28 protein-coding genes and 1 riboswitch are annotated in these 25127 nt (G+C 32.1%); of the genes, 22 read left to right on the forward strand and 6 right to left on the reverse strand.

The genetic code is table 11. From position 1 onward, the window contains the following. Window positions 1–157 precede the first annotated feature (157 nt). The 9 genes from DYH56_RS12505 (at window position 158) to DYH56_RS12545 (ending at window position 6044) form a co-directional block, all read left to right on the forward strand. Window positions 158–562, forward strand: coding sequence for a S66 peptidase family protein (locus tag DYH56_RS12505; RefSeq protein WP_199533028.1), 405 nt, complete (start codon window positions 158–160; stop codon window positions 560–562). A gap of 50 nt (window positions 563–612) precedes the next feature. Continuing rightward, window positions 613–1401, forward strand: coding sequence for a GNAT family N-acetyltransferase (locus tag DYH56_RS12510; RefSeq protein WP_114643215.1), 789 nt, complete (start codon window positions 613–615; stop codon window positions 1399–1401). Window positions 1402–1804: 403 nt separating this feature from the next. Beyond that, on the forward strand, window positions 1805–2326 hold the full coding sequence (locus DYH56_RS12515; protein ID WP_114643216.1) for a GNAT family N-acetyltransferase: 522 nt from the start codon (window positions 1805–1807) through the stop codon (window positions 2324–2326). Between the two features lie 42 nt (window positions 2327–2368). Continuing rightward, window positions 2369–3016 (forward strand): HAD family hydrolase, encoded by a 648-nt coding sequence (locus DYH56_RS12520; RefSeq protein ID WP_114643217.1) that lies wholly within the window; start codon window positions 2369–2371, stop codon window positions 3014–3016. Window positions 3017–3044: 28 nt separating this feature from the next. Continuing rightward, on the forward strand, window positions 3045–3731 hold the full coding sequence (locus DYH56_RS12525; RefSeq protein WP_114643218.1) for a 5'-methylthioadenosine/adenosylhomocysteine nucleosidase: 687 nt from the start codon (window positions 3045–3047) through the stop codon (window positions 3729–3731). Window positions 3732–3757: 26 nt separating this feature from the next. After that, complete coding sequence (locus DYH56_RS12530) at window positions 3758–4330, forward strand: DUF3159 domain-containing protein (RefSeq protein WP_114643219.1); 573 nt, start codon at window positions 3758–3760, stop codon at window positions 4328–4330. A 90-nt stretch (window positions 4331–4420) separates the two neighbouring features. Continuing rightward, window positions 4421–5017 carry an HAD family hydrolase gene (locus DYH56_RS12535; RefSeq protein WP_114643220.1) on the forward strand — a complete coding sequence of 199 codons (597 nt, stop codon included), beginning with the start codon at window positions 4421–4423 and terminating at the stop codon, window positions 5015–5017. Between the two features lie 26 nt (window positions 5018–5043). Next, window positions 5044–5574, forward strand: a complete 531-nt coding sequence (locus tag DYH56_RS12540; protein ID WP_114643221.1) for a GNAT family N-acetyltransferase — start codon at window positions 5044–5046, stop codon at window positions 5572–5574. Between the two features lie 26 nt (window positions 5575–5600). Next, the gene (locus tag DYH56_RS12545) at window positions 5601–6044 is read left to right on the forward strand and encodes a GNAT family N-acetyltransferase (protein WP_114643222.1); all 444 of its coding nucleotides are present in this window, start codon (window positions 5601–5603) and stop codon (window positions 6042–6044) included. Between the two features lie 48 nt (window positions 6045–6092). Here DYH56_RS12545 and DYH56_RS12550 read toward each other — a convergent pair whose 3' ends face one another. From DYH56_RS12550 to DYH56_RS12575, 6 genes are all read right to left on the reverse strand, one after another. Further along, complete coding sequence (locus DYH56_RS12550; RefSeq protein WP_114643223.1) at window positions 6093–8027, reverse strand: GGDEF domain-containing phosphodiesterase; 1935 nt, start codon at window positions 8025–8027, stop codon at window positions 6093–6095. 190 nt (window positions 8028–8217) lie between these two features. Then, on the reverse strand, window positions 8218–8703 hold the full coding sequence (locus tag DYH56_RS12555) for a flavodoxin family protein (RefSeq protein ID WP_114643224.1): 486 nt from the start codon (window positions 8701–8703) through the stop codon (window positions 8218–8220). Window positions 8704–8903: 200 nt separating this feature from the next. Continuing rightward, on the reverse strand, window positions 8904–10139 hold the full coding sequence (locus DYH56_RS12560) for a pyridoxal phosphate-dependent aminotransferase (protein ID WP_202922782.1): 1236 nt from the start codon (window positions 10137–10139) through the stop codon (window positions 8904–8906). A 19-nt stretch (window positions 10140–10158) separates the two neighbouring features. Then, window positions 10159–11532 (reverse strand): citrate/2-methylcitrate synthase, encoded by a 1374-nt coding sequence (locus tag DYH56_RS12565; protein WP_114643225.1) that lies wholly within the window; start codon window positions 11530–11532, stop codon window positions 10159–10161. Between the two features lie 18 nt (window positions 11533–11550). Then, window positions 11551–12549, reverse strand: a complete 999-nt coding sequence (locus DYH56_RS12570) for an isocitrate/isopropylmalate dehydrogenase family protein (RefSeq protein WP_114643226.1) — start codon at window positions 12547–12549, stop codon at window positions 11551–11553. Between the two features lie 17 nt (window positions 12550–12566). After that, window positions 12567–14495 carry an aconitate hydratase gene (locus tag DYH56_RS12575; protein WP_114643227.1) on the reverse strand — a complete coding sequence of 643 codons (1929 nt, stop codon included), beginning with the start codon at window positions 14493–14495 and terminating at the stop codon, window positions 12567–12569. A 520-nt stretch (window positions 14496–15015) separates the two neighbouring features. Here DYH56_RS12575 and DYH56_RS12580 point away from each other — a divergent pair. The 13 genes from DYH56_RS12580 to DYH56_RS12640 all read left to right on the forward strand — a co-directional run bounded on the left by DYH56_RS12580 (window position 15016) and on the right by DYH56_RS12640 (window position 25076). Then, window positions 15016–15831 carry a DUF4037 domain-containing protein gene (locus DYH56_RS12580; RefSeq protein WP_114643228.1) on the forward strand — a complete coding sequence of 272 codons (816 nt, stop codon included), beginning with the start codon at window positions 15016–15018 and terminating at the stop codon, window positions 15829–15831. Between the two features lie 49 nt (window positions 15832–15880). Beyond that, entirely contained in the window at window positions 15881–16432 is a 552-nt protein-coding gene (locus tag DYH56_RS12585; protein ID WP_114643229.1) for a DNA-3-methyladenine glycosylase I, read from the forward strand. 260 nt (window positions 16433–16692) lie between these two features. Next, window positions 16693–16768, forward strand: a riboswitch (cyclic di-GMP riboswitch). A 412-nt stretch (window positions 16769–17180) separates the two neighbouring features. Continuing rightward, a complete protein-coding gene (locus tag DYH56_RS12595; protein ID WP_114643231.1) occupies window positions 17181–17966 on the forward strand; it encodes a hypothetical protein in 786 nt (261 codons plus the stop codon). Window positions 17967–17980: 14 nt separating this feature from the next. Then, complete coding sequence (locus DYH56_RS12600; RefSeq protein ID WP_147269617.1) at window positions 17981–18703, forward strand: hypothetical protein; 723 nt, start codon at window positions 17981–17983, stop codon at window positions 18701–18703. Between the two features lie 146 nt (window positions 18704–18849). Continuing rightward, on the forward strand, window positions 18850–19218 hold the full coding sequence (locus tag DYH56_RS12605; protein ID WP_114643233.1) for a hypothetical protein: 369 nt from the start codon (window positions 18850–18852) through the stop codon (window positions 19216–19218). After that, entirely contained in the window at window positions 19200–19604 is a 405-nt protein-coding gene (locus DYH56_RS12610; RefSeq protein WP_114643234.1) for a hypothetical protein, read from the forward strand. The genes DYH56_RS12605 and DYH56_RS12610 overlap by 19 nt, the downstream gene beginning before the upstream one ends. A 103-nt stretch (window positions 19605–19707) precedes the next feature. Beyond that, window positions 19708–20712 (forward strand): energy-coupling factor transporter transmembrane component T family protein, encoded by a 1005-nt coding sequence (locus DYH56_RS12615; protein ID WP_114643235.1) that lies wholly within the window; start codon window positions 19708–19710, stop codon window positions 20710–20712. Between the two features lie 641 nt (window positions 20713–21353). Then, window positions 21354–21884 carry a hypothetical protein gene (locus DYH56_RS12620; protein ID WP_114643236.1) on the forward strand — a complete coding sequence of 177 codons (531 nt, stop codon included), beginning with the start codon at window positions 21354–21356 and terminating at the stop codon, window positions 21882–21884. Further along, complete coding sequence (locus DYH56_RS12625; RefSeq protein ID WP_114643237.1) at window positions 21881–22720, forward strand: hypothetical protein; 840 nt, start codon at window positions 21881–21883, stop codon at window positions 22718–22720. The genes DYH56_RS12620 and DYH56_RS12625 overlap by 4 nt, the downstream gene beginning before the upstream one ends. A gap of 199 nt (window positions 22721–22919) precedes the next feature. Beyond that, window positions 22920–23423 carry a hypothetical protein gene (locus DYH56_RS16280; protein ID WP_233500040.1) on the forward strand — a complete coding sequence of 168 codons (504 nt, stop codon included), beginning with the start codon at window positions 22920–22922 and terminating at the stop codon, window positions 23421–23423. A 264-nt stretch (window positions 23424–23687) separates the two neighbouring features. Further along, a complete protein-coding gene (locus DYH56_RS15790) occupies window positions 23688–23900 on the forward strand; it encodes a hypothetical protein (RefSeq protein ID WP_147269619.1) in 213 nt (70 codons plus the stop codon). A gap of 121 nt (window positions 23901–24021) precedes the next feature. Then, entirely contained in the window at window positions 24022–24441 is a 420-nt protein-coding gene (locus tag DYH56_RS12635) for a VOC family protein (RefSeq protein WP_114643239.1), read from the forward strand. A 131-nt stretch (window positions 24442–24572) separates the two neighbouring features. Next, complete coding sequence (locus DYH56_RS12640) at window positions 24573–25076, forward strand: hypothetical protein (RefSeq protein ID WP_114643240.1); 504 nt, start codon at window positions 24573–24575, stop codon at window positions 25074–25076. The last annotated feature ends 51 nt before the right edge of the window (window positions 25077–25127 follow it).

Below are 25127 nucleotides of genomic sequence, written 5' to 3' on the forward strand. Positions count from 1 at the left end.
AGAGCCTAAAAGAAATAGTCGAAGCTATAGGAGGTCACACTAATCCACAGCGTCTATGTTAATTATATACTAAAAAATTAAATAAACTAGAAATAGTGCTTTTATAGCTCTATTTCATTATACAAGGAGATTTAATGAGAACAATGGCTATAAATCATTGGGAAGTGGAAGGGCAGAGGGGAAAATAATAGGCGGTAATTTATGCACGCTGAACCTGCTGCAGGGAACAGAATTTATGCCGGATTTAACGGATACAATCTTGTTTTTGGAAGATGATGGGATGACTTCACCTGAAACCTTTGACAGAGACCTCCAGTCTCTGATCCACCAGCCGAATTTTGAAAAGGTCAGAGGGATAGTATTCGGAAGGTTTCAAATACAATCAAAGATGGAAGAAGGTCTCCTTGAAAAAATAATAAATACAAAGGCAGAGTTAAAAAATATGCCGATTATTTATGATGCCGATTTTGGACATACCACTCCGCACCTTACCTTTCCTGTAGGAGGTTATGCAGAGATCTCAGCAGGTGAAAATATAGAGATTATAATCAAAAAGCATTAGATAAGTACAGAAATCAATGGACATAATATAATAATAAGGAGATTAATTCAATGAAATTAATGGCTATTCACCATAAGGGTACAATTAAAGAATATTTAAACAGGCAAAAGCTTGGGAATTTTATATATCAATGTAATAATTTGGGAACACCGTTTTGGGAAAATACTCAATGGTATGGTTTATATGAAGAAGATCGGTTGATGGCAGTAGCCATGTTTGTTATCAAATATGATATTCCGATTTTATTAGCCACATCATATTGTAAAACGGATTTTTATCAGGATGAATTATTTAAACAGCTCCGAATATTCCTGCCAAAGAAATTATACACTCACCTTAACGCTGATACAGTAAGGAAATCTTTGGTAGAAGCAGAGGACATACAGGTGTGCAGGTATTACAACATGGAATTGACCGAAAGAAGTGAGGATAAAAAAATTGACAGTGAGGCTGTCCAGCAGTTGAGTGAAAAAGATACTGAAGGCATTATAAATTTATTGGAGGAAAGTCATCCAGAGTACTTAGTAGACCATGAATTTATAAAAGGTGGATATTTTTGGGGAGTTAAGTCTGAAGGTAAGATAATAAGTTTAGCAGGGATAACGGCAAAATCAGAAGAGTTTAAAATAGTTTCAATAGGAAATATAACAACTCATCCGGACTATCGGCATACAGGATTATCTACAAAGACTGTAACAAGGTTAATGGATTATTTAGAACCCGATTTTAAAAAAATTGTGTTAAATGTAAAAGAAACAAATGAAACAGCTATTAAATTTTACAAAAAACTAGGGTTTAGTAAGATAGGTTTATTTGATGAAGTGATTTTTGATAAATAAAAAGATTATATAAACATAGAACTTTGAGAAAATGAGATAAAGAGACTTGCTAAGAGGTCATTTTTGAGGTTAAAAACTCTTTTTTTAGATGTTCCCTAGCTTCTCAGTAAATATTTTACTCAGTCGCCCAACGGAATAAGTTCCGCAGTATAACGAGGACTGTAGCTATAAAAAGACGGACATTACCTTTGACTTACTCAAATAACATCATTTAGAAAAAGTGAGCTTTTCTTTGGTTCGTTTCTTTTGCTCATCAAAAGAAATGAACCCAGTTAAGGATGGAATCCTTAGGTCTTTTTTACAAGTAGCAACTTAGGTTATACAGTAATTACTGATATGAAAAATAGATTTTATGAAGGATTAATATCTGAAAAAAATAAAAAGTTTCTTGAAGGAGTAAATAATGGCAAATACTAGATTGATTAAACCAGATAAAAATTATAAAAATGCTTTTTTGACCTATGTTGAGGAAATAAAAAAGAGCGGATCAGAAACATATGAATTATATAAAAATGCAGAAATAGATTTTAAATTATATGTAGATGAATTAAAAAATACTGAATTGGGGATTGGGTTACCCAATGGCTGGGTTCCCTGCAGCAGTTACTGGCTTGTTGATTCAAAAGATGAAGTTCTTGGGGTTATAAGGATTCGTCATAGAGTAGACAGCGATTATCTGCAAACCATCGGTCATATAGGTTATGAAATTAAAATGACTCGAAGAAGAGAGGGCAACGGGAATCAAATTTTAAAGATGGGATTATTAGAAGCCGGTAAGATGGGGATCAATAATTTATTAATTACTTGTGATGAGGGAAATATTGGTTCAGTTCGAATCATTGAAAAGAATAATGGTAAATTAAAATCTTCATTTATAGATTCAGATACAGGAGAGAGAGTATTACAATATATTGTCAAATTGTAAGGTGCGATTAAAATTACAAATATTAGTTACAAGGAGGGGTTGATGAAGTATAAATATATTTTATTTGATCTGGATGGGACTCTTACGGATCCGGGAGTCGGGATAACAAAAGCAGTACAATATGCATTGAAAAAAAATAATATAATAGAAGAATCGTTGAGCACTTTGGAAATTTTTATAGGCCCACCGTTAAAAGATTCATTTATGGAGTTTTATTCCTTCGATGAAAAGATGATCTCAGATTCAATCAAATATTTCAGGGAATATTTCAGAAAAAATGGGATATTTGAAAATGAAGTTTATTCTGGGATTCTGGATCTGTTAGGGGAATTAAAAAACAGGGGTTGTAAAATTGCAGTTGCAACATCTAAGCCTACAGTATTTGCTAATACTGTTTTAAAGCATTTTGGAATGATGGAATATTTTGACCTGATAGTGGGAAGCAACTTAGATGGAACCCTTGGGAATAAGGCAGAAATAATTAATCGTGCAATCGAGAATTTAAAAATAAAAAATTTGAAAGAAACTATTATGATCGGCGACAGAAAATACGATATTATTGGAGCAGAAAAAAATAATATAGATTCAATTGGAGTCTTATACGGCTATGGCAGTTTAGAAGAATTAGAGGCGGCCAATCCGACGTATATTGTAGATTCTATAAGCCAGTTAAATGAACTGCTGACCTAGCTCTATAAAATTTAAGGAGTAAGAAAATATGAAAAGAATTGGAATAATCGGTGCTATGGATATAGAAATTGAATTGTTATTAGGCAGGATAGAGCTGCAGAGGAAAGAAAAGATCGCAGGCTTTGTATTTCACCTGGGTAAATTATGTGGAAAAGACGTGATTATAACATCCTGCGGGGTAGGAAAAGTAAATGCAGCTTCCTGCACCCAGATATTAATCAGTAAATTAGGAGTAGATGGTATTATAAATACCGGCATTGCTGGAGGACTGCATGAAGATGTTGAAGTCTGTGATGTGGTTATCTCCAGGGATGTGACCCATCATGATGTAAGAAAAAAGCAGATGAAAAATTGGTTTCCTCATCAGGAATATTTTGAAGGGGACAGGAAATTAATTGAAGCTGCAGAGAAAGCTTTTGAAAATAGTGATGTGATAAATAGTTCTTGTCATTTGGGAAGAATTGTAAGCGGGGAATGTTTTGTAGATGATACTCAGTTAAAAGAACAGATTATAGAAGGGTATTCACCCCATTGTGTGGAGATGGAGGGGTCTGCCATCGGGCATGTGGCTCATATAAATGATGTGCCTTTCGTTGTAATAAGAAGTATCTCGGATAAAGCTGATGAAGAAGCTTCGGTCAGTACGAAAGAATTTGAGAAAATTACGGCACAAAATTCAGCAGCAGTAGTCATGAATATGATGAAAATATTGTAAAAATAAATTTTTAAGGTGGGCTAGTCATGAATACTAAATATAGAGAGATATTAAGAGAGGTAATCCCGGCAATAGTATTTATGGTGATATATAAATACCTTTCATTTTCATGGGCAGTTTTAAGTAGTTTTGGAATAGGGTCAATAATATATATGAAAGAATATCTTAAACTTAAGAAGTTGAAACCCTTTAGTTATTTAGGTATATTTTCTTTGGTGACTCAGACAATAATGAGTTTTGTTTTTAAAAATCCTAAAGTATACTATGTATATCCATTGATCTCCAATTCGGTGTATGCACTTATATTCGGGGTGTCGCTCATAAGAAAAAAAGATATTGTTTCTTATTTGGCCAGAGACCTATGTGAAAGAGAGGAGGATTTTTATATTCTTAAGCCGGCATTTAGAAAGGTGACCATCATGTGGTTTATCTTTTATGTCTTGAAGGTTATTATAAAGGGGTTTGGATTGATGAATTGGTCATTTGATACTTTGTATTATGTAAACTTTGTTTTGGGAACACCGATAACTCTATATCTTATTTGGTACAGTTTTAGTTATCCGGGAAAATATTATAAACGAGTTCAAAAAATAAATTAAACTCAGTAAAACTTTGTTTTTTTTAAGGGTTACAATGTCGTGAAAGTTCAATTTTTTGTTATATTAAAGAAAAGTAAGATGGAGGAAGTAATGATAAAAAATATAGTTTTTGACCTGGGAATGGTATTGATTAAATTTAATCCGAAAGAATTTTTGGAAATAAACAACTATGAGAAAAAAGATGAAATTATGGAATATATATTTGGGCATGAGGACTGGCTGAAACTGGACAGGGGGACCCTGACTGAAAAAGAACTGGCAGAAAAACTAGATGAAAATGGAAATTTTACCTACGACGAGGTAATGGAGATTATGAAAATAAGAAAAGATATTATGATTCCATTTGATTTTAATAAGGAGATCCCCAAGGAGCTCAAAGAAAAAGGTTACAACCTCTATATCCTGTCAAATTTTCCAAAAATTCCTTTTGAGGAGATAAGGGAAAGAGATGAGTTTTTTGGTTATTTTGATGGAGGTGTTGTTTCTGCCTATGTAAAGCATCTGAAACCTGAAAAAGCTATCTATGAAACCCTTTTGACAAATTATTCTTTAAATCCAGAGGAGACCCTTTTTATAGACGATAAATTAGAAAATATAAGGTCAGCTGAAGAACTTGGAATATCCGGAGTGCATTTAAAAACTCCGGAGTCTTTAAAAGAAAAACTTAAAGAATTAGGCTTGCTGTAAAAGAAATTGGAAGAAGGAGAAAAAATATGGAAAATATAACTATTGAAATGATATCAAAATCACATGCAGAAGAACTGTTAAAATTTGAGAGGGAAAACAGAGATTTTTTTGAAGTGAATTTACCCCCCAGGGCAGATGAATATTACTGTTTAGAAAATCTTCAGAAAATTTTGGATGAAATTATAATGGAGCAGGAAGATGGACTTTGCTATATGTATTTAATTAGAAATGAGTCCAATGAAATAATAGGTAGAGTAAATTTATTTTCAGTTATAAGGGGAATACTTCAAAAAGCTGAGATAGGGTATAGGATTGGGGAAGAATATAATGGGTGCGGATATGCAACTAAAGCGGTTAAACTGGTCATTGACAAGGCTTTCAATGAGCATAATCTGCATAGAATTGAAGCTGGGACCTCTCCGGCTAATATCGGCTCACAAATAGTTTTAATAAAAAATGGATTTGAATTTATCGGTAGAACAAGGCAGGTTATTAATATAAATGAAAAGTGGGAAGACGGGATAATTTTTGAAAAGATTAATGACATTAAAAATTAAATTTGTTTATAAATGGGGGGATAATCATGGTTGAAATTTTTGATATTTCTTATGCTGAGGTTGAAATAATCAGGGATCTTTGGGAAAAAAACAGGCAGTATCACGAGAAAAATTCAGAATATTTTAAGGAGTCATATCATTTGATCAGGTTTGATGAAAGAATACAGGCTTTCAGCGGATTCAATGAGGAGAATATGAAAATAAGTGTTGTCAAAAATAAAGATGAATATATTGGGTATTGTATATCGGTGATAGATGGCAGGAAAGGGGAACTTGAAACTCTCCATGTGGATGAAACTCATAGGGAGAAAGGTCTTGGAAGAGAACTTGTGGATAAGCATCTGCAGTGGATGGATCAAAAAAAATGTCAAGCAATCGGGGTGACGGTATCCCAGGAAAATGAAACAGCCATAGGATTTTATAAAAAGCTTGGATTCTATCCGAATACCCTCTATATGCAAAAAAAATAGAAAAGTGGTCAAAATCTTTTATTTATAAAGACTTTGACCATTTTAATTTTATTCGTCCTTTAAATTTATGAGGTAGGTGTTGTTTTTTAAGTTATTTAGAACGACTTCTAATTTTTCCGGTTTACCGAAATAATATCCCTGGAAAACATTAATTCCTATTTCCCTTAAGAAATCCACCTCTTTCTTCTCCTCAACCCCTTCTACGACAACCTTTAAACCCAAATTACCCCCCAATTCAGTAACGGCTTTGATAATCTTCATATTTTCAGAACCCTCAAACAGATGGAGGACAAATGAACGGTCAATTTTTAGAGTGGTTACCGGCAGCTTTGATAAATAGGAAAGGGAAGAATATCCGGTTCCAAAATCATCGATCAGACAGTCTACTCCTAGTTTTTTTAAAATTTTAATTTTTTTTACGGATTCCTCTATATTTGTGATAAAGTTTTCTTCGGTCAATTCGAACTCTATACCGTCTAAATCATCATATTTATTCATCATTTCTTCTAAAAAGAACTCTTTATTGAAGTGGTTGGGAGATATATTTAAAGATACCTTTGTTTTCAACAGCTGAATATCTTTTTTTACCTGTTTGATTAAGAACTCGGTAAGGGAGATTATCAAGGATGAATTTTCGGCTATATGAATGAATGCCCCTGGCAGGATCATTCCTTTCTCTTTATGGTTCCATCTCATAAGGGCTTCAAATTCTATATTTCTGGTTGTAACATCTATCTTTGGCTGATAATATACCTCAAATTCATTTTCGTGGAGTCCCCTCTGGATGTCAAGTTCTATAACAGCCACTTCCTTTTTATCGTTCCCTTTTTCAAATCGGAGTTTTTCAAATAAAACCCTTAACATGGCATTTAAAGTTATTTCATTATCCCATTCTAAAAATACTTTCCGTACAGTCATATGGAGTTTCCTTTTTTTACCAAAATCATATTTTTTTAGAAACATATCAAACCTTTTTTTGAACTCTTTTATATCCCCGCCATCTAAAGGTTCTGTAACAGCAACTAAAAACTGATCCCCGTTCAATCTTACTATCTTATCGGTTTCTCTGAAAGTCAGCTTTAATATTTCTGCCAGTTTTTTTATCATACTGTCGCCGACTGTTGTTCCAAACTCCTCATTGATGTAGCTCATATCCATGATATCAAATAAGGCTAAAAACATTTTTTTATTTTCCAGAGGCAGCTGTTTGATTATCTCCTCTAGCTGTTCCAACCCTTTTTCCCTCTTTAAAACACCGGTAAGTTTATCAAAATTCATATTTTCAAGCAAAATTTTTTGAAGGGTGTTTTGTTTTTTTATATTAGCGAAGACAGTAACCAGAGATGCTACCAATACTATTGAAATTAATAGAGTATATATTGTCAGAGTAAAGAGCCCACTGATTATAGATTTCTTTAAATTAGGTATAGTTGTGTCAGCACCTGCTATATATCTTCGGCCGTCCTTTGAGGTCAGCATGAGGTATACAGATCTGTAGCTCCCAAGATCATCGGAACTGTTGATATAATAAACATCTTTAGTGTTAAATGCTTGAATGGTCTCATGGATGGAATCATCTTCTATCTCTTCAAAAGTAAGCCAGTAAAGTTTGCTTATATTTTTATTTTTTATATATTCATAATATTCATAGCCGCCACCGATGGAAGTATAGGTAGGCATACCATCTTCAATTATAATAGTATAGAGATAATCAACGTTGTTTATCTCTGCTAATTTTGTAATTTTTTCAGAAGTTTCTAAAATTTCTTCACGGGTATACGAAGTTTTATCCATTCCATAGAAGTTATAATCTTCTTGCAATAGATATTCTAAATTTTTAGCAGCTCTATAAAGATTATCATCTATTTTTTTAATCTCACCTTTATATATTGAATTTCCCTTATAAAATAAGAATAAAAATATTACAATAAATAAAAAAAAATATATATATATATTTTTAATTTTAAATTTTTGAAATTTCATAAGGGGACCTCCTTGATAAGATATAGATGTTTACCTTCTTTATAACTACTGAAATTTAACGGATTTCCTTTTTCTATTGGTCAAATAATACTAAAATTATAAATTTTCATAAAACATCAGTGGGTAAATTTATCTGCATAATTACATTAAAAAATACCCCATGGGGTATTTTTTAATGAATTAAATATGACTATAATGTTTCCATTATATTTTCTGCCCATTTTTTTACTTTCTCAATATTTTCATCGGTGTTGTTTTTTAGTGGATCTTTGAAATCGATCTCTCCTAAAATCTCATTGTCTTTTAATACTTCTTTCATATGATCGAATATTTTTCCTTTTGCCCCTCCGTGACAGCAGAATAATGCTATTTTCTTACCGGATAATAAATGTGCGGAAAAAAAAGTATTTAAGGCCGGAGCATATGACCAAGCCCATACAGGTGTACCGATGAATAAAACATCATAACTATCGACGTCTTTATCCAGAGGGAGTAATTCCGGCTGTTCATGCATCATTACTGCTTTCCCGCCCCATACGTATTTCATAATTCCTTTTGATTTCAAGTCCTCTTTTGGTTTTAATTCCAAAATGTCTGCACCTATTGTTTGGGCTATATTTTCAGCTATTAATTTTGTATCACCTTCAAATGAATAAAAAATCACAATTTTTTTCATAGGTCTTCCTCCTCATACCATAATTTAATATGTTGCCGCTATATATTTTGATTTTTAAATATACCTCTAATAAATACTTCATTATAAAATTACCCTTGTCAACTAAATATATAAATTTTGGCTCCATAATAAAAAAATATGAAGGAAAAAGGGAGATGATATATATATCATCTCCCTTTTATCGAATCCTCTCTACCTATTTACTTTAATATCGTTTTTATCCTTCCGGCTAATCCTTTTAATTTTTTACTTGGACTACCGCAAATAGCTATCCTTATTCCAGAAGCCACCTGTATCGGATAAATGTTTTCTGCATTTAATTTTTCCATACTTTGTTTTATTTTATCATTTTCTATTTTTAAAGTTATAAAAAACCCTTCCTTATATGGATAAACTGCCAGTCCTGCTTCTTTTGCTTCATCTAAGAAAATTTTGGATCTTTTTTTCAATAATTCTATATAAAAATCTCTTTCTTTTTTTAGATTATCCCGAAGAACTTTATTTTCTTGTATGGTTGAAAATAATTTCATTCCACCCTTAGGTATATTTGACCAAACACCTCTGCAGGTAAACTCATTGGCTCTCATATAATCATCTATATTTTTTTTGTTATTTGAAATAAAAACACTTCCTCCTGCACGCAGCCCATATTTAGTCAAAGTTTTAGAACAGCTAAATGAAAATATAACTAAATTTTTAGGAGATAGATTTTTAAAGTTATCCATATATTCACGACTTTTTTCATATCCGTTAACAGAATAGTCTATGTAAGCTAAGTCATTTAATAAAATAAAATTCCCTATTTCAGACAGTTCATTCATTATTTTTACAATACTATTCCACTCAGAGATACTCATAGAGTATCCCGTAGGATTATGACAGGGATCGTTAATTATAGCCAGGACCTTCCCCTGCGATTTCATTATCTTTAGGGCCTTTTCCCTGAAATCTTCTACATTAAATTCATCTTTTTTATTAAATAATTCATAAGTTACCACTTCCAAATCATGCTCTTTAGCCATTATTTTATATGATCCCCAGCCAATATTTGGGATGAGTAATGTTTGACCTGCATCCAATATATTTTTCATGGTAGAACTTACAGATCCACTTCCACCAGGGGTAGCAATACCTCCTACATTGAATTTTTCTTCATGACTACCCAATACCCACGACTTTATTTCCCTCAGATAATCACTATTTCCAACAAATGATTCTGCATATGGTGCTATGTCCATCTTATCTAAGTTTTTATATACATTATTTACAGAATCGAAAATAGTAAAATTTCCATTCTCATCATAAAGGGCACCTATTGTTACATCTATTACATTTTCTTCTCCATATTTAATTTTTGCATCCTTTGCTTTGTTAACCATGGTAAATACTGTATCTATTATATTTTTATCTTCCGATCTTTTAGCTAATATTCCCATTTTCACCATCCTTTATTCATTAATTTTTTTTGGACACCCCGCGTTTGTCTATGGATATATATATCTGTCTCGGATTAACCGTTTTATATGCAGGCCGGATAATCTTCTGATCGCTGACGATCTGTTCGATTCTGTGAGCACACCATCCCACAATTCTCGCAGCAGCAAAAATAGGTGTATACAACTCATATGGAATGCCTAACATTTCATAGACAAAACCAGAGTATAAGTCCACATTAGCAGAAATATTAACATTATCTCCCTTTAATTCCCTAAACAGTTCAATGGTAAGTTCTTCTATGTTTTTATAGAGATTAAAATCCACAACTGCATTTTTTTCCAGGGCCAGTTCATAGGCTTTTTTCTTCAGCAGTAAGGCTCTGGGATCGGATTTAGTATAGACAGCATGGCCCATGCCGTAGATCAAACCTTTTTTGTTATAAACTTCTTTTTTTAAAATTTTTAACAAATAGTCTTTTAAATCTTCACGGTTGCTCCAATCTGTTACGTTTTCCCTGATGTTCAGAATCATTTCCCGGACTTTGTTATTGGCACCCCCATGTTTTGGTCCCTTAAGTGATCCTACAGCGGCTGTCATAGCCGAGTAGGTGTCTGTTCCACTGGATGAAACTACATGGGTAGCAAAGGTGGAGTTGTTACCGCCGCCGTGTTCTGCATGGATGACGAGACTCAGATCCAGGGTCTCCGCTTCTAATTTCGAATATTTATTGTCCGGACGAATCATATGCAGGATATTTTCAGCCGTTCCGATACCTGGTTGCGGCTTGTGGATAAAAAGACTTTTCTTATCAAAATAATGTGCCTTTGCCTGATATCCATAAGAAATTATTGTAGGGACACGTGCTATCAGCTCAATACTCTGTCTTAATATATTTTTTACATCAATATTATCAGGATCGGGATCATGAGAATAAAGGGTTAGGATGCTTCTCTGTAACTTGTTCATTATATCCTTACCAGGGATCTTCAAAATCATATTTTCTGTATAGCCCGGCGGCAGGTCACGGCACTGATCCAGGAGTCCGGTGAAATCCAAAAGCTCATCAGATGTAGGCAGTTCTCCAAACAAAAGAAGATATGCAGTTTCTTCAAAGCCACGCCTGTTGTCCGATTGGAATCCATTTACTATATTCTTGATGTTGATACCCCTGTAAAATAGTTTACCTTCACAGGGACATTTTATATCACCATCCATATGATAACCTATAACTGAACCGATTTCTGTCAAACCTACCAGGACACCAGTTCCATTGTTATTTCTGAGACCACGCTTTACATTGAATTGATCATAGTATTCTGGTTTGATATAGTTGTTTTTTTCAGCTTTTAAGGACAGTTTATCCAGGATTGCTTTGTCATTGATATTATTCACGATTTCACCCCCACGCAGTTAAATGATATTTTTGATAATTGCCTTTGTTATTTCATTTGTTGTAGCCTTACCACCCAAATCACAGGTGAGAACTTTATCTTCATAAATAGTTTTGGTTACGGCTTTTATAATTGCTTCCGCTTTATCTGTTTCACCCATATGGTTCAGCATCATTGCGCTTGAAAGGATAAGGGCAATGGGATTGGCAAGATTCTTGCCTGCAATATCCGGTGCACTGCCGTGTACGGCTTCAAATATTGAAATATCTTTTCCGATGTTGGCACCTGGGACCAGACCAAGGCCGCCTACTAATCCTGCACAAAGATCGGACAGGAGGTCACCGTAAAGATTCATGGTAACAATAACCTCAAACTGGTTAGGGTTCATCACAAGCTGCATACACATATTGTCTACGATGACTTCTTGAAGTGCAATGTCGGGGTAAGCTTGTGAAACTTCTCTGACACAATTCAGAAAGAGTCCGTCAGCAAGTTTCATGATGTTTGCTTTATGGGCTACTGTAACTTTCTTCTTATTGTTCTTCTTTGCATATTCAAATGCCGCTTCAGCAATTCGGATGGAAGCATTCCGGGAAACTCTTTTGACTGCCTCACAACTTCCATCAGGCAGCTCCTGTTCGATACCTGCATAGAGCCCCTCGGTATTTTCCCTGAAAATCACCAGATCAATTCCCTTGAAAGGGGTGTTGATACCCGGAAGGGATCTCACAGGCCTGACATTTGAGTACAGATCATATTTTTTTCTGAGCATGACATTTATACTTCTGAAACCAGAACCTATGGGTGTTGTAATTGGTCCTTTCAAAACAATTTTATTTTTTTCAATGCTCTGAAAGACTTTTTCAGGGACCAGTACACCGGTATCTTGAAAGACTTTTTCACCTGCATTTACTGTTTCCCAGTTGATATTCAAACCAGTAGCATCTACAACGTGCTTTGCAGCTTCGCTGACTTCCGGACCAATTCCGTCCCCTGGGATCAATGTTATATTATACATTCACTTCACCTGCCAATTTATTTATTGTTTTTAACATAATTTAAATAACCTCCGCTTTTTAAAAGTTCCACATCTCTTTTGGAACCATCAAAGGTAAGGGTACAAGAGAAAGATTTTGTCTTATTTAAAATTTCTATCTCCTTACCACAATCCAATGAATTTATCAGTCCGTTAAGGACAATAACATCTGTTTCATCAAATTTTTCATAGTCAGATATATTTTTAAATACAAGGGGTAAAATTCCTGAGTTGATTAGATTAGCCTTGTGAATTCTAGCAAAGGATTTGGCAATTACAGCCTTGATTCCTAAGTAGAGTGGCACCAGTGCCGCATGTTCACGACTAGAACCCTGACCGTAATTATCTCCTCCAATTACAATTCCCCCATCTGCAGCCTTTGCTTTTACGTGAAAATCATCCACCAGTGTTCCAAAGCAATATTTTGAAAGTTCAGGAATATTGGATCTGAAGGGCAATAGTTTTGCATTGGAAGGCATGATGTCATCGGTTGTGACATTATCCTTTGTTTTCAGGAGAATAGGGATCTCCATAGTATCAATCAGTGGTTCATTCAGTGGGAAAGGTTTGATGTTCGGCCCCATGACAACTTCCAGACCCTCTCTATCTTTAGGAGGGTAGATAAAGTAGTTTTCATAGACTGCGAACTTATCAGGCAGTGCTACTTTTGGAAAATCCAATCCGCATTCTGAAGGATCGGTAAGATATCCTGTTAAAGCCGAAACAGCAGCTGTTTCAGGACTGATAATATAAACATCTGCATCCTTTGTTCCGCATCTTCCTTTGAAATTTCTGTTAAATGTTCTCAGTGAAATTGCTTTGGACTTTGGTGCCTGTCCCATGCCTATACATGGCCCGCATGATGCCTCCAATATTCTTGCTCCAGCTGATATTAAATCACCCAGAGCGCCCTCATCCGACATCATTTTTAGAATATTACTGGAACCAGGAGAGATTACCAGACTCACATCCGGATGAACCCTTTTACCTTTTAAAATAGCTGCTACCTTCATCAAATCTGTATAGGAGGAGTTAGTACAGCTGCCTATTGCAATCTGGTCTACCTTAATTTTTTCTATATCCTTTACAGCAGCAACATTGTCAGGGCTGTGCGGCATAGCTGCCATAGGTGTAATTTTATCTAGATCAATAACCAATTTTTTATCATAGATGGCACCCTCATCAGCTATCCATCCTTCATAATCCTTGGTTCTTTCCTGTCGTGTAAGAAAATCAAGGGTGTTTTCATCACTTGGAAAAATAGATGTTGTAGCCCCAAGTTCAGCACCCATGTTTGTGATGGTGGCTCTGTCGGTGAGAGAAAGATCAACGACTCCTTCACCTGAATACTCAATAATATAACCGACCCCACCCTTTACGGTAAGTTTTTTGAGGATATAGAGAATTACGTCCTTAGCAGATACCCATGTCTTCAGTTTACCATGAAGTTCTATATTCAGAACTTTTGGTACTTTCAGAGTATAAGTACCCGTCGCCATAGCTGCAGCCACATCCAGTCCCCCGGCCCCGATTCCTATCATACCTAAACCTCCTGCAGTCGGTGTATGACTATCGGATCCAAGAAGAATTGTTCCGGGTTTTCCAAAACGCTCCAAATGCAGCTGGTGGCAAATACCATTTCCGGGTTTGGAGTAAATAATTCCATATTTTGCAGCAGCACTTTTGATGAATTCATGGTCATCGGCATTTTCAAAACCTGCTTGCAGTGTGTTGTGATCAATATATGCAACAGAAAGATCCGTTTTTATATCTTTAATATTCATAGCTTCTAATTGCAAATAAACCATCGTCCCGGTAGAGTCCTGGGTAAGGGTTTGGTTGACTTTAACGGTTATTTCTGAACCGGGTTTTAATTCCCCTGATATCAGATTATTTTCTAAGATTTTATACGTAAGCGATTTTCCCATTTTGACCTCCTCGTAGAATATATTTTTAATTCTTAAATTTTCATTTAAAAATTATACTTCCTGTTAACTCGTAGTTCATCATTAAAAATAATGATAAAAACTTTTATTATATATACAATATATCTTTGCACATGAAATTGTCAAGATATATTTGTAAAAAAACAAATATATTGGCTGGATCAAAGAATTTTCTAAGTTTTTAAATAGAAAATGCATATATAAGGTTAATGGTTGTTGAGTGTATCATTCATTTCGTGACTATGATGGTGTCGTTGGCCGAAAGGATAGAAAGGAGAAATGAAATAGCCGAATTTATAACAAGCGGGTCACTAACAACCATACTTTAATACTGCCTTATTAAAATAAGTTATACAAAATTCTTTTGTAATTAAATAACATAATAAAATCAGGACAAATTTCTTGAAAAAATAAGACATTTTTTATTATAATTGAATAAGGGCAGAACTAGTTTGTTATAATTAAAAATAAAAAAATATTCAAATAAAGGGGGACGAAAGGTATGAATAAATATGATGGCATATTATTGGAGTTAGTGGATGATTTTTCAAAATATGAATCGGTGGATGGGGTTCTTTTATCGGGTTCGAGAACTACTCCTGATTTTGATAAGGATTCGGATTATGATTTATATATATATTCTAAAGGTGAGATCCCATTGGATTTCAGGAAAAAAATAGCAGATAAGTATTTTAATTATGCTGAATTAGATAACACAACCTGGGAGAGAGAGGACCAGGGGTTCTTCAGGGGGAACGGTGTTCAGGTGGATATTGTATACAGGGATGTAGAATTTATAGAAAGGGTATTGGAGGAGATAGTTATAAAATGTACAGCCTCAACAGGATACAGCACTTGTTTTTGGGCCAACTTCATTAAATCAGATATCCTCTACGACAGGGACGGGAAATTAGAGAACCTGCAAAAAAAGTTTGATATTGAATATCCGGAAGAATTAAGAAAAAATATAGTTTCAAAAAACTTTCCCCTCTTAAATAAAATAATACCAGCCTATACCAACCAGATAGAAAAGGCCTTAAAAAGAAATGACATCCTAAGCGTCAACCATAGAATCAGTGCATTTTTTGAAAGTTATTTCGATATTATTTTTGCAATAAATATGAAACTTCACCCTGGAGAAAAAAAACTCCTAAAAATTACAAAAGAACAGCTGGATCACACCCCGGAAAATATGGAAACAGACATAAGGGAATTGTTTGAAAACCTGTATAAAAGGGAATTTGATATTGTAGACAAATTAAATGTGATTACCGGCAGATTGGAGAGTCTGTTAAAAGAATTAAATTTAATATTTTAATGTAAGATCCAAAAGGAAATGGATTAAGTTTGATCCACAGGGGGAGTGAATGAAAAGGTGTGATTGGTGTATAGGAAATGAACTCTATGAAAAATATCATGATGAGGAGTGGGGGAAGGTTGTCCATGATGACAGAACCTTGTTTGAATTTCTGATCTTAGAATCTGCCCAGGCAGGGCTCAACTGGCTGACTATATTGAAAAAAAGAGAAAACTATAGAAAAGCCTATGATAATTTTGATTATAATATGGTGGCTGAATACAATGAAGAAAAATTTGAAGAGCTGATGAATAATAAAGGAATAGTCAGAAACAGATTGAAGATAAGGGCTTCCATAAACAATGCCGGAAGATTTATGGAGGTTCAAAATGAATTTGGGAGCTTTTATAGATATCTATGGAATTTTACAGATGGTAAGCAGATAATAAACAGGGTAGAAAAATTGGAGGATCTTCCTGCAAAAACAGAACTTTCAGATGCCATAAGTAAAGACATGAAAAAAAGAGGATTTAAATTTATAGGAACTACAATCATCTATGCTTATTTACAGGCAGTAGGAGTAGTAGATGATCATTTGGAGGGGTGTGTGGCTAGGAAGTAAAGCAACGTGACGCTGCATCCAGAATTATTATCAAAAACAAAAAAGGATTATATGAGTAATTTTACTTATATAACCCTTTTTTTAATACCTTTACCCTTAGTCTCTTTTTCAATGGTAATTATTTCATCTACAATATTTGTCTATTTATTTGGGCTGAACATAAAAAAAATTGACAACAAAAATAAAATGCACTATATTGTAAAGAAATGACTAAAAATATTACAGTTTTAATTAAAATTCAATAATTTTTTAATTAAAATTTAAAATGTTGGCAAAATAGGAGAAATCCTGTGACGCAAAGCTATAGGGCCTTTAAAATGGCAGCCAGTTGCAGATCTTTCGGGATCTGTATTTTTTTTGTAGTTACTACTTTTGATTTTTGTCCGCTTGAGACACGAGTATCTAAATTACTTTTATTTGAAATAAAATAATTTAGAATGTGGCTAGAGACGGAAACAGGAGTAGTATGAAGAAAATTCTAAGGATTCCATCCTTAACTGGCTCTATTTACTTTTTATCTGAAAAAGAAATAGAGGAAAGAAAAGCAGACTTTTTCTAAATGATGTTATAGGGGTAAGTCAGAGGTAATTACCGTCTTTTTACAGCTTCAGTCCTCGTTACACTGCGGAACTTATTCTGTTGTACGACTGAGTAGAATTTTTACTGAGAAGTAGAGTAACATCTAGAAAAAGAATTTTTAAATAAAAAAAATGCTAGAAAGCAGAAATTTTTTATAGGGGATGGGGTTATGGAAGATATGAATGAAATAGTGAATCGGATACTAGATGAAGATAAGGAGATAAAAAATAGCTCGAGTGGTACCAACGGGACATTGACTATAGAAGAGTTTATGGAAGAAAATTATGAGGTAAAGAAAGAGTTAGAAGAAGGGGAGGAAGTTCGGTATATAGCCTATGAACCATCAGATGCTACTGGGATATTAAGGTTTATAGTACCTATCTATGTATGTTTTTTAACTGCTTGTACTTTTTTTATTATCACTTCATATACTGGGAATCGTTGGATATTTTTACCTACTTTTATTTTATTTCTGCTTACAATAATATTTATCATGAGTATGGTTGAGGATACTGTAATTTTTACAGATAAATCATTGATTATAAAAAGGAAAAAATATAGTAAAAAATTTATCTATAGTGAGATAAAAAGGATGAATGTCAATATTTCCCCGGGATGTTTTTCATACAGTATTTATAGTGATAAAGAAAAAATTGGGGTGATTACAACAAATTACAACAGATTTCAGTTACCTCAAATTTTATTAAAATTTAAAAGCGAATTAAAAATACAAGATGAAATAATGACATCTAAATTATTTAAAATAAAGATACTATTAATAGTTTTAATAATGGGATTAATAGGCACTTATCTTGAGCTTTCATCATATTTATTTTTTATGAATTTAATAATTTTATATTTTGATATTATTTTAGTTACTACATATTTTAAATTACTAAAAAAAGGAAGAATAAAAATAGTCTTGATAAAGAAAAAACTAAAAAAAGTAACTTAGAAAATCCAAAGAATTTGAACATATTAATAAATAAAATATTGGACGAAGACAGTACAATTAAAAACAGTTTGACTGGTACCAATGGAGAATTAACAATAGATGAATTCATGGAGAAATATCCGAAAATAAAGAAAAGGTTAGAGGTGGGGGAAAAGGTTCGATATATTGCTTATGAAAAGATAAAATCTAAAAAACGTGAATTCAACAAAATTTATTTTGGATCTTTTCCTTTGGCAGTAGTCTCACTGATTATTACAGTTTATTATAGTTGGCTTTTCTTTCCAATTTTTATGACATTTTTTATGACATTTTTATGTTCTCATGAATTTGCACAAGAATCAATAATTTTTACCAATAATTCACTACTTACATTAAAAAAAAATAATAAAATAAATAAAATATTATATAGTGAAATAAAAAAAGTGGTTTACAATAAAACTCCGAAAAATCCTGAATTTGGAAATTTGATTTTAAAAGGGAAGGAAAATAAATTAATATGTTCTGAAATCTATTTTTCTAAAATCAATCTTTCAAATATAATTTATAAAATAGGTATTTCTAAAATGGGAACCACAGAAAAAATTCTAACGTCTATTGCTTATATAGGACTTATAATATGGGTGTTTTTAGCCTTGATAGCTATTATAGACTTTTATGTTTTTATGCGATTACTATTTTGGATTCTGGGTATTCTTTCCATGTATAGATATATTACAATTAAGAAGGGTAGTAAATAATGGACGAACAATATTCTGCTTTTTATGTCGATACAGATAATTACGTTAGGTTTGATAGAGACAATCACAGTTTTATCGATCTATTTGTGATGATTGGTGTAAACTAGTGGCAAAAATATAATAAAAAAAATTATGGGGATGGGATTATGGAAGATATAAAAGACGTGAATGAAATAGTGAATAGGATACTAGATGAAGATAAGGAGATAAGAAATAGTGATACTGGTACCAATGGAGAGTTGACCATAGATCAGTTTATAGAGCAGTATCCTGAGATAAAGAAAGAGTTGTCGGAAGGGGAGGAGGTTAGGTATATAGCTTATGAAAAAAATAAATCAAGTAAAAATATTGATTACACTCTTAATTTTGTCTTTTTAACATTTACATCAATTTTTATTTTATTACTTTTAATTGAACTGCTTGCTTATATGAAATTTAATTTTCTGTATTTTTTTGTTAGCTACTTTTTTATTATGTTAGTTTTATTGATAAAAAAATGGATAAAAATACAATAATTTTTACAAATTATTCATTAATTACAGTAAATAAGAATAAAACAGAGAAAATTCTATATACACAAATAAAAAAAATTGATTATCTTAAGTTGCCATTTTTTTCAAGTAAAACAGCTCATTTTACTTTTTATGAAAACAAGAATAAAAAATTGGGTTTTAATGAGGGTTTTTCAAAAATAAATATATTAGATATTGTTAAGCAAATCAATTTAAAATTAAATTTTAAAAACGATTTATTTGCTGCACGATTAACTGGCGAATTTATAATATTGATGACGATAAGTAGAATTATAGAAAATACTCATATTTTTAGTAAGGATACTTATATAGGCATCCTTGCTATATTAGGTAGTGTTTTAATAACATTTAACTTTTTCAAATATTAGATGTGAGGAGGATGTTTATGGCAAAAGTAAAATCTTTAAATCTGCTCAATGGATTTAGATATAAAATAAAACTTTTAAGAGAAAATCAAAATAGGAGGAAAATATGGAAATAAAAAAAATTAAAGAGCTATTAAAAAATACTGTTGGAAAATCAATTATATTGGCGGTGATTTATTCTGTCTTACTGATTATTTTTCCCAATATACTGTTCCTATTTATTTTGTTAGTTATTCCTATGTTTATATTTTTTTTATGGAAAGCTATCAAAAATAAAGATTTTACTGTGGTAACTAAGTTTATTTTACCATTTTTATTTATGTTTTTGTTTTACAAATCATATCATTCTATGGGAAAAAAACCTATAGGAGTCAATCTTTTCCATCCTCTCGTTAAAGAACGAGTAGAAAAACATTTTAAGGAAAAATATGACTTTGATTTCGTAGTAACCAGAATTTATTATTATTATTACGGAGATGAAGCTCATGGTATGAAATGGTATCCAGCTATAGGAGGATATCTAAAACATGATAAAAAATTCCCTGTAGGAGTATGGATAAGGGATGGAAAGATAGTCGATAACTATAGAAGGGTGATTTTTTATAGGGAAGTAGATGAATTCTATAAAAAGATGATCAGTAAACATTTTCCTTGGAAATATTCCTCTACAATAAGTATTTCTATTAGTGAAAAATGGATGGTTGATTCCTATGAGGAACTCTTAAAAAAGAAATTTAAAGATAATTATGTAAAAATAATGATTTTTTCGAATAAAGAGGATTTGAAGAAGAAAAAAATATCCAAAGAAAAATACCTTAAAACTATCAAAGGGTTCGTAGAAGAATTTTCAAAATATAATAATCATATCGATGACTTTTTCTTACGATTCGATAACACTCTTTTTGAAGAGAAAACAGAGAAAATGTTGGTTATTAAAAAAAGAGACTTTAAAGGGATTAAGAATGCTGAAAAATATGAAATTATAGCAAGAGATTATAATAAAGGGGTTACAATCGATAATTATTATTCTACTATAGATAAAATTTATGAAGAAATAGATCGTTTGAGTAGTGAAAATGAAAATATTTTCAGTGACTTTGAAAATTATTAAAGGAGGGAAATTTATGAAAAAAATATGGAGAAATTGAGCTTTGTCGGTCTTTTTCTTTAGCTTTCAATTTTGAAGGCGATGTTGCTTTCACAAAATTTATTCTACTAAGAGCGATATACAAATTAAGTTCCGCAACGTAGTGAGGATTGTATCCCGAAAGCTCGTGGTTATTTTATCTCTACTCAGAAGCTATTTTCAAAATTTCTGCTTTTCTTTCCTCTATTTTTTTTTCAGATAAAAAGTAAATAGAGCCAGTTAAGGGAGGATCCCTTAGATTTTAATTTTTTCTATTTAGGTTCACGAGTATAAAAATTAGATGTAAATGAATATAATTTTAAATGAGCCTTGATCTGAGAAACAAAGGGAGTCTACCCGCAAGGGGCATCACCAAAACTCTAGAATTTTTTCAAAATTAAGAGTATTGCGTCAGAAGATTCCAAAGTTTCCGCTTTTGATACGGGATACTTTTTCTCTGTAGCAAGAAAAAGTATCCAAAAAGTGCCAGAAGTTTATAAGTTGTCTTAGTGGAGTAAGTCACGATCGTTGTTGTAGGAACAGTACTGCTGAAGTAGAACGACTATAAACTTCGATTTAAAAGTGGGGAAATCTGTGTCAAAAAAATTGATAGGAGGAGAAATAATATGGGAACTTCAAATACGGGAACAAACGGGAAAAAGAGTATAGAGGAAATCATCAAAAAGGACAGCGTAATAAGAAAACTGCTGGAGAGAGGTGAGGTGGTGGAATATATATCATATAAGAAGGGAATGGGTTACAAAATAATCGCTGGATTTATGGTTTTAGTTGGAATTTTTGCTATTTTTGCACTGAGAGAATTTATTCTACCTGGAGAGTGGGGGATACCACTTATTTTAGCTTTTTATTTTTTATGGCCTTTAAATCAAATTTTGGAAGGCTGGATAGGTAAACTTGTTATAACTGATAAAGGTGTAATAGTTAGGACTGCTTTTAGTTTTTTTACAGATAAATATTATTATTCGGAAATAAAATCTGTTTCAGTTCAAAAAATATACTATACCTCAATGGTAACCCTAAGATTACAAAACAGAAAAACTGAAGCTAAAGTATACTCTCTTTTATCTAGCCTGACTATAGATGAAGCAAAAACAATAGCATTTAAAATTGAAAGTAAATTAAAAGGGAAGGAATGATAGTTATGAGGTACAGGCTTAAAGATAATGAGGCGATAGTACATGAAAATGAAAATACAATTTTGACAGACAAAAATATCATCAAAGAATCAGGCAAAATTTTTAAGAAAAAAACAGTGATAAAATTGGGGGATATCAGAAGAAAGAGAATCGAAGGAGATAATATAATCATATCTATCATGAGAAAGAAGAAAATAAGAGAAATATCTTTCATATTTTCAAAAGATAGTATAGAAGAAATATTTAACAAGTTGGATGAACTCATAGCGAGATGTAAGAAAAATAACTACAAAACAACTACATCCAAATATCTAGAAGATTTGATAGATGAAGAAGATAATCCCTATCAATATAAATATAGAAAAAAGAAATATATTATAGTGGGAATACTGACAACTTTGTTTTTGTCTTTTACATTTTTACTGACAATACTCTATTCAATATTTGAAATAGGTATAACATTTTATGGAATACTTTTAATATCTCTCTCTCATTATATAATCCATTCATATTTTTATTATTTTTTTAATAAACTTATTTTTTTAGATGACGATGTCATATATAGGACATTTTATATGTTGAGATACAGGAGGTTAAATATAAAAAAAAATGTGGAGTTAATTATACCTATATTTGGTTTAGGAGGTACACAAGTGAAAATAACTTTTCATAATAAAAAACATCCTAGCTTACCAAAACAGATTCTTCTACCAAAAGGTTTTTTTGCAGTAGATCCATTGGATATTGATGAATTTGAAGAAATTCTTTTAAAATCATTAAAGTATAAAAAGGTAAATATCAACAAAAAATATCACTATGAAATTTATAAAAATTAATTTGGGAGAATAATAAAATGACTACATATTACACCCTGAATGAACTCAGGAGCTTTAATCCAAAAAAATCATACAAAATAAAAATTAGGAAGGTAATATTATCAATAAAACAGAGCACATTCATGAAACTATAGACAAAAAAGAAAGAATAATAGTAACTCTTATATTAACTGCAATAGTTATTGTAAGTTACTTTTTAATGAAAATATCAATTATAAATGAATATTTTAAGGTTCTAGGATTTGTTAGTAAATTGCTACAGGTTACAATCCCATTATTAATTTATATTTATTACGATAATAAATCAAGCAAGAATCTGGACAAATTTATGATTTTTTATCTGTTAAGATGTCTTTTAATCTCTGCAGTGCCATTAATAATGCCATTAAATAAAAACAACTTTTTATTATTTATTGTTTTATTTAATTCAATATATTATATAACAACTTTTTTACCATATAATCTAAGCTTTATAAATGATATGAAAATAAATTCTATAAAAAATTCTTTGTTACTCACAAAGAAGAAAATTTTTGTCCTTATTTCTTATGATTTTTGGATAATCCTTATATCAACTTTAGTTTCGCTTAGTATGGATGAAGGATTATTTAATTATATTATTGTCACTAATATATTTTTTAATTATGAAATAAAAAAATACAATATTTGGAAACAGGAGGTAAAAAATGAGTACTCTAATTGAAAAAGATCTTCTTGATGGGATATGGAAAGAAGATGATACCATTTACTGGTAGATATTTTAGTACAATTTCTTAGATAAAAAAAGAGATTATATAAGTAAAATCACTTATATAATCCTTTTTTTAATACCTGGGAGAATAAATAATTGGAGAAGTGCCAATTCTTTTGGAATATTATTTTCAGCAGGGTATACTAGTAAGTAAGTAGGTCTTAAATTTCTCTGGAATAATTTATGTTATTTATTAGAGACAGGAGTTGAAAAAAGATGAGCCAAATACTGAAAAAATTAAAGGGCGGGGACTTAAGATCTATCGGCAGATCAAATGAAGTAGTTCAGGAAATATTAGATAAACCCTCTTTGTTTAAGGAGGTTTTTGAAGGGATGTTGAGCAGTGACCCGATTATAAGAATGAGATCTTTTCAATGCAGACACTGGCTGATTTTGCTGAAAAAGACGAACAACTTAACCCTGAAATAATAAAACGGATTAAAGAAATGATGGAAGAAGGGGCACCATCGGTAGTAAGCAGGGGAAAAAAACTCATTAACAGATTGAAGAAAAATGAATAAAAAATAAAAATTACAAAGGGAGGTAAAATATGAAATTAAAAAAACTTATGCCTAATATGATAGTTAACGATGTGAGGGAAACTGTAGAGTTTTATGGGGAAATTCTTGGATTTAAACTTAATATGGCTGTGCCGGAAAATACCGAGACCATTGAAAATGAACTAAAAGAAGATAAAACCTACAGCTATGCCATGGTAAGCAGGGATGAAGTATGTATCATGTTTGTAAAGAAGGGTGTATTTGAGGAAGACCGTTTATTGTTAAAAGATGAGCCAATAGGTGGTTCGGTCTCATTTTATATCGATGTGGACGATGTCAATGAAATATATAGTTCGGTCAAAGACAGGGCTGATATAGTCATAGATTTACGTACTGCCTGGTATGGAATGGAGGAATTTTATATGAGGGACTGCAACGGATATATCTTAGGATTTGCAGAAAAAAAGTAAATATGAATAAATATGATGATATTTTTTAGAGTTAGTCCAAAAAAAGATTTGATTAAATATTATAATGTCGGTAAAAGGAAGTGGGGGACTCTGCTTCCTTTTTAAGCTTGATATATATTAGGGGGGAGTAAATGAAGAAGAAAATTATAATTGAAGACAAGATGCAGAAAGGCTATTATTATTTAACTGAACCCGAAGGGGAAAACTTTCATCCTGAATTTAAACCGGAACTTACTCCCAAGGAAATGCTGGAATTGGGAGTTTTCGGAGGAAAATATATGACAGACTGCAGGAAAGAATTTCCTTTATCCTGGTATGAGAATGCCAAGCTCTCACCGGAAATAAAAAATCCAAAGCTTAATTTTTTTAAAGTAGATGCCTCATTATCTTTAAAAAAGTGGGAGGAGAAGGGATGGATAAGTCCTATGGATCCCAGGGGATGGTTTCAGTGGTATTGCAGGTATTATTATGGACGACGGATGCCGGAAGAAGACAGAAGACAGATTAAACGATGGAAGGCTATGAAAAGACATGTAGGAGCGGTAAAAAAAAACTGTGCTCCTATGGATATCCACTGCAGAATCAAACAAAGGCAGGCACTCCTGCACTGGGCCTATGACAGCAGAAAGATATAATTTGATTTTAAAAGCAGACTATCTGATATAATAGAAATATCAGATAGGTAA

The organism is Psychrilyobacter piezotolerans, from assembly GCF_003391055.1.
GTDB lineage: Bacteria > Fusobacteriota > Fusobacteriia > Fusobacteriales > Fusobacteriaceae > Psychrilyobacter > Psychrilyobacter piezotolerans.

Coding starts and splice junctions, on each gene's coding strand:
- DYH56_RS12510 (WP_114643215.1), top strand. CDS start 613: ATGAAATTAATGGCTATTCACCATAAGGGTACAATTAAAGAATATTTA.
- DYH56_RS12515 (WP_114643216.1), top strand. CDS start 1,805: ATGGCAAATACTAGATTGATTAAACCAGATAAAAATTATAAAAATGCT.
- DYH56_RS12520 (WP_114643217.1), top strand. CDS start 2,369: ATGAAGTATAAATATATTTTATTTGATCTGGATGGGACTCTTACGGAT.
- DYH56_RS12525 (WP_114643218.1), top strand. CDS start 3,045: ATGAAAAGAATTGGAATAATCGGTGCTATGGATATAGAAATTGAATTG.
- DYH56_RS12530 (WP_114643219.1), top strand. CDS start 3,758: ATGAATACTAAATATAGAGAGATATTAAGAGAGGTAATCCCGGCAATA.
- DYH56_RS12535 (WP_114643220.1), top strand. CDS start 4,421: ATGATAAAAAATATAGTTTTTGACCTGGGAATGGTATTGATTAAATTT.
- DYH56_RS12540 (WP_114643221.1), top strand. CDS start 5,044: ATGGAAAATATAACTATTGAAATGATATCAAAATCACATGCAGAAGAA.
- DYH56_RS12545 (WP_114643222.1), top strand. CDS start 5,601: ATGGTTGAAATTTTTGATATTTCTTATGCTGAGGTTGAAATAATCAGG.
- DYH56_RS12550 (WP_114643223.1), bottom strand. CDS start 8,027: ATGAAATTTCAAAAATTTAAAATTAAAAATATATATATATATTTTTTT.
- DYH56_RS12555 (WP_114643224.1), bottom strand. CDS start 8,703: ATGAAAAAAATTGTGATTTTTTATTCATTTGAAGGTGATACAAAATTA.
- DYH56_RS12560 (WP_202922782.1), bottom strand. CDS start 10,139: ATGGGAATATTAGCTAAAAGATCGGAAGATAAAAATATAATAGATACA.
- DYH56_RS12570 (WP_114643226.1), bottom strand. CDS start 12,549: ATGTATAATATAACATTGATCCCAGGGGACGGAATTGGTCCGGAAGTC.
- DYH56_RS12575 (WP_114643227.1), bottom strand. CDS start 14,495: ATGGGAAAATCGCTTACGTATAAAATCTTAGAAAATAATCTGATATCA.
- DYH56_RS12580 (WP_114643228.1), top strand. CDS start 15,016: ATGAATAAATATGATGGCATATTATTGGAGTTAGTGGATGATTTTTCA.
- DYH56_RS12585 (WP_114643229.1), top strand. CDS start 15,881: ATGAAAAGGTGTGATTGGTGTATAGGAAATGAACTCTATGAAAAATAT.
- DYH56_RS12595 (WP_114643231.1), top strand. CDS start 17,181: ATGGAAGATATGAATGAAATAGTGAATCGGATACTAGATGAAGATAAG.
- DYH56_RS12605 (WP_114643233.1), top strand. CDS start 18,850: ATGGAAGATATAAAAGACGTGAATGAAATAGTGAATAGGATACTAGAT.
- DYH56_RS12610 (WP_114643234.1), top strand. CDS start 19,200: ATGGATAAAAATACAATAATTTTTACAAATTATTCATTAATTACAGTA.
- DYH56_RS12615 (WP_114643235.1), top strand. CDS start 19,708: ATGGAAATAAAAAAAATTAAAGAGCTATTAAAAAATACTGTTGGAAAA.
- DYH56_RS12620 (WP_114643236.1), top strand. CDS start 21,354: ATGGGAACTTCAAATACGGGAACAAACGGGAAAAAGAGTATAGAGGAA.
- DYH56_RS12625 (WP_114643237.1), top strand. CDS start 21,881: ATGATAGTTATGAGGTACAGGCTTAAAGATAATGAGGCGATAGTACAT.
- DYH56_RS16280 (WP_233500040.1), top strand. CDS start 22,920: ATGAAAATATCAATTATAAATGAATATTTTAAGGTTCTAGGATTTGTT.
- DYH56_RS15790 (WP_147269619.1), top strand. CDS start 23,688: ATGAGCCAAATACTGAAAAAATTAAAGGGCGGGGACTTAAGATCTATC.
- DYH56_RS12635 (WP_114643239.1), top strand. CDS start 24,022: ATGAAATTAAAAAAACTTATGCCTAATATGATAGTTAACGATGTGAGG.
- DYH56_RS12640 (WP_114643240.1), top strand. CDS start 24,573: ATGAAGAAGAAAATTATAATTGAAGACAAGATGCAGAAAGGCTATTAT.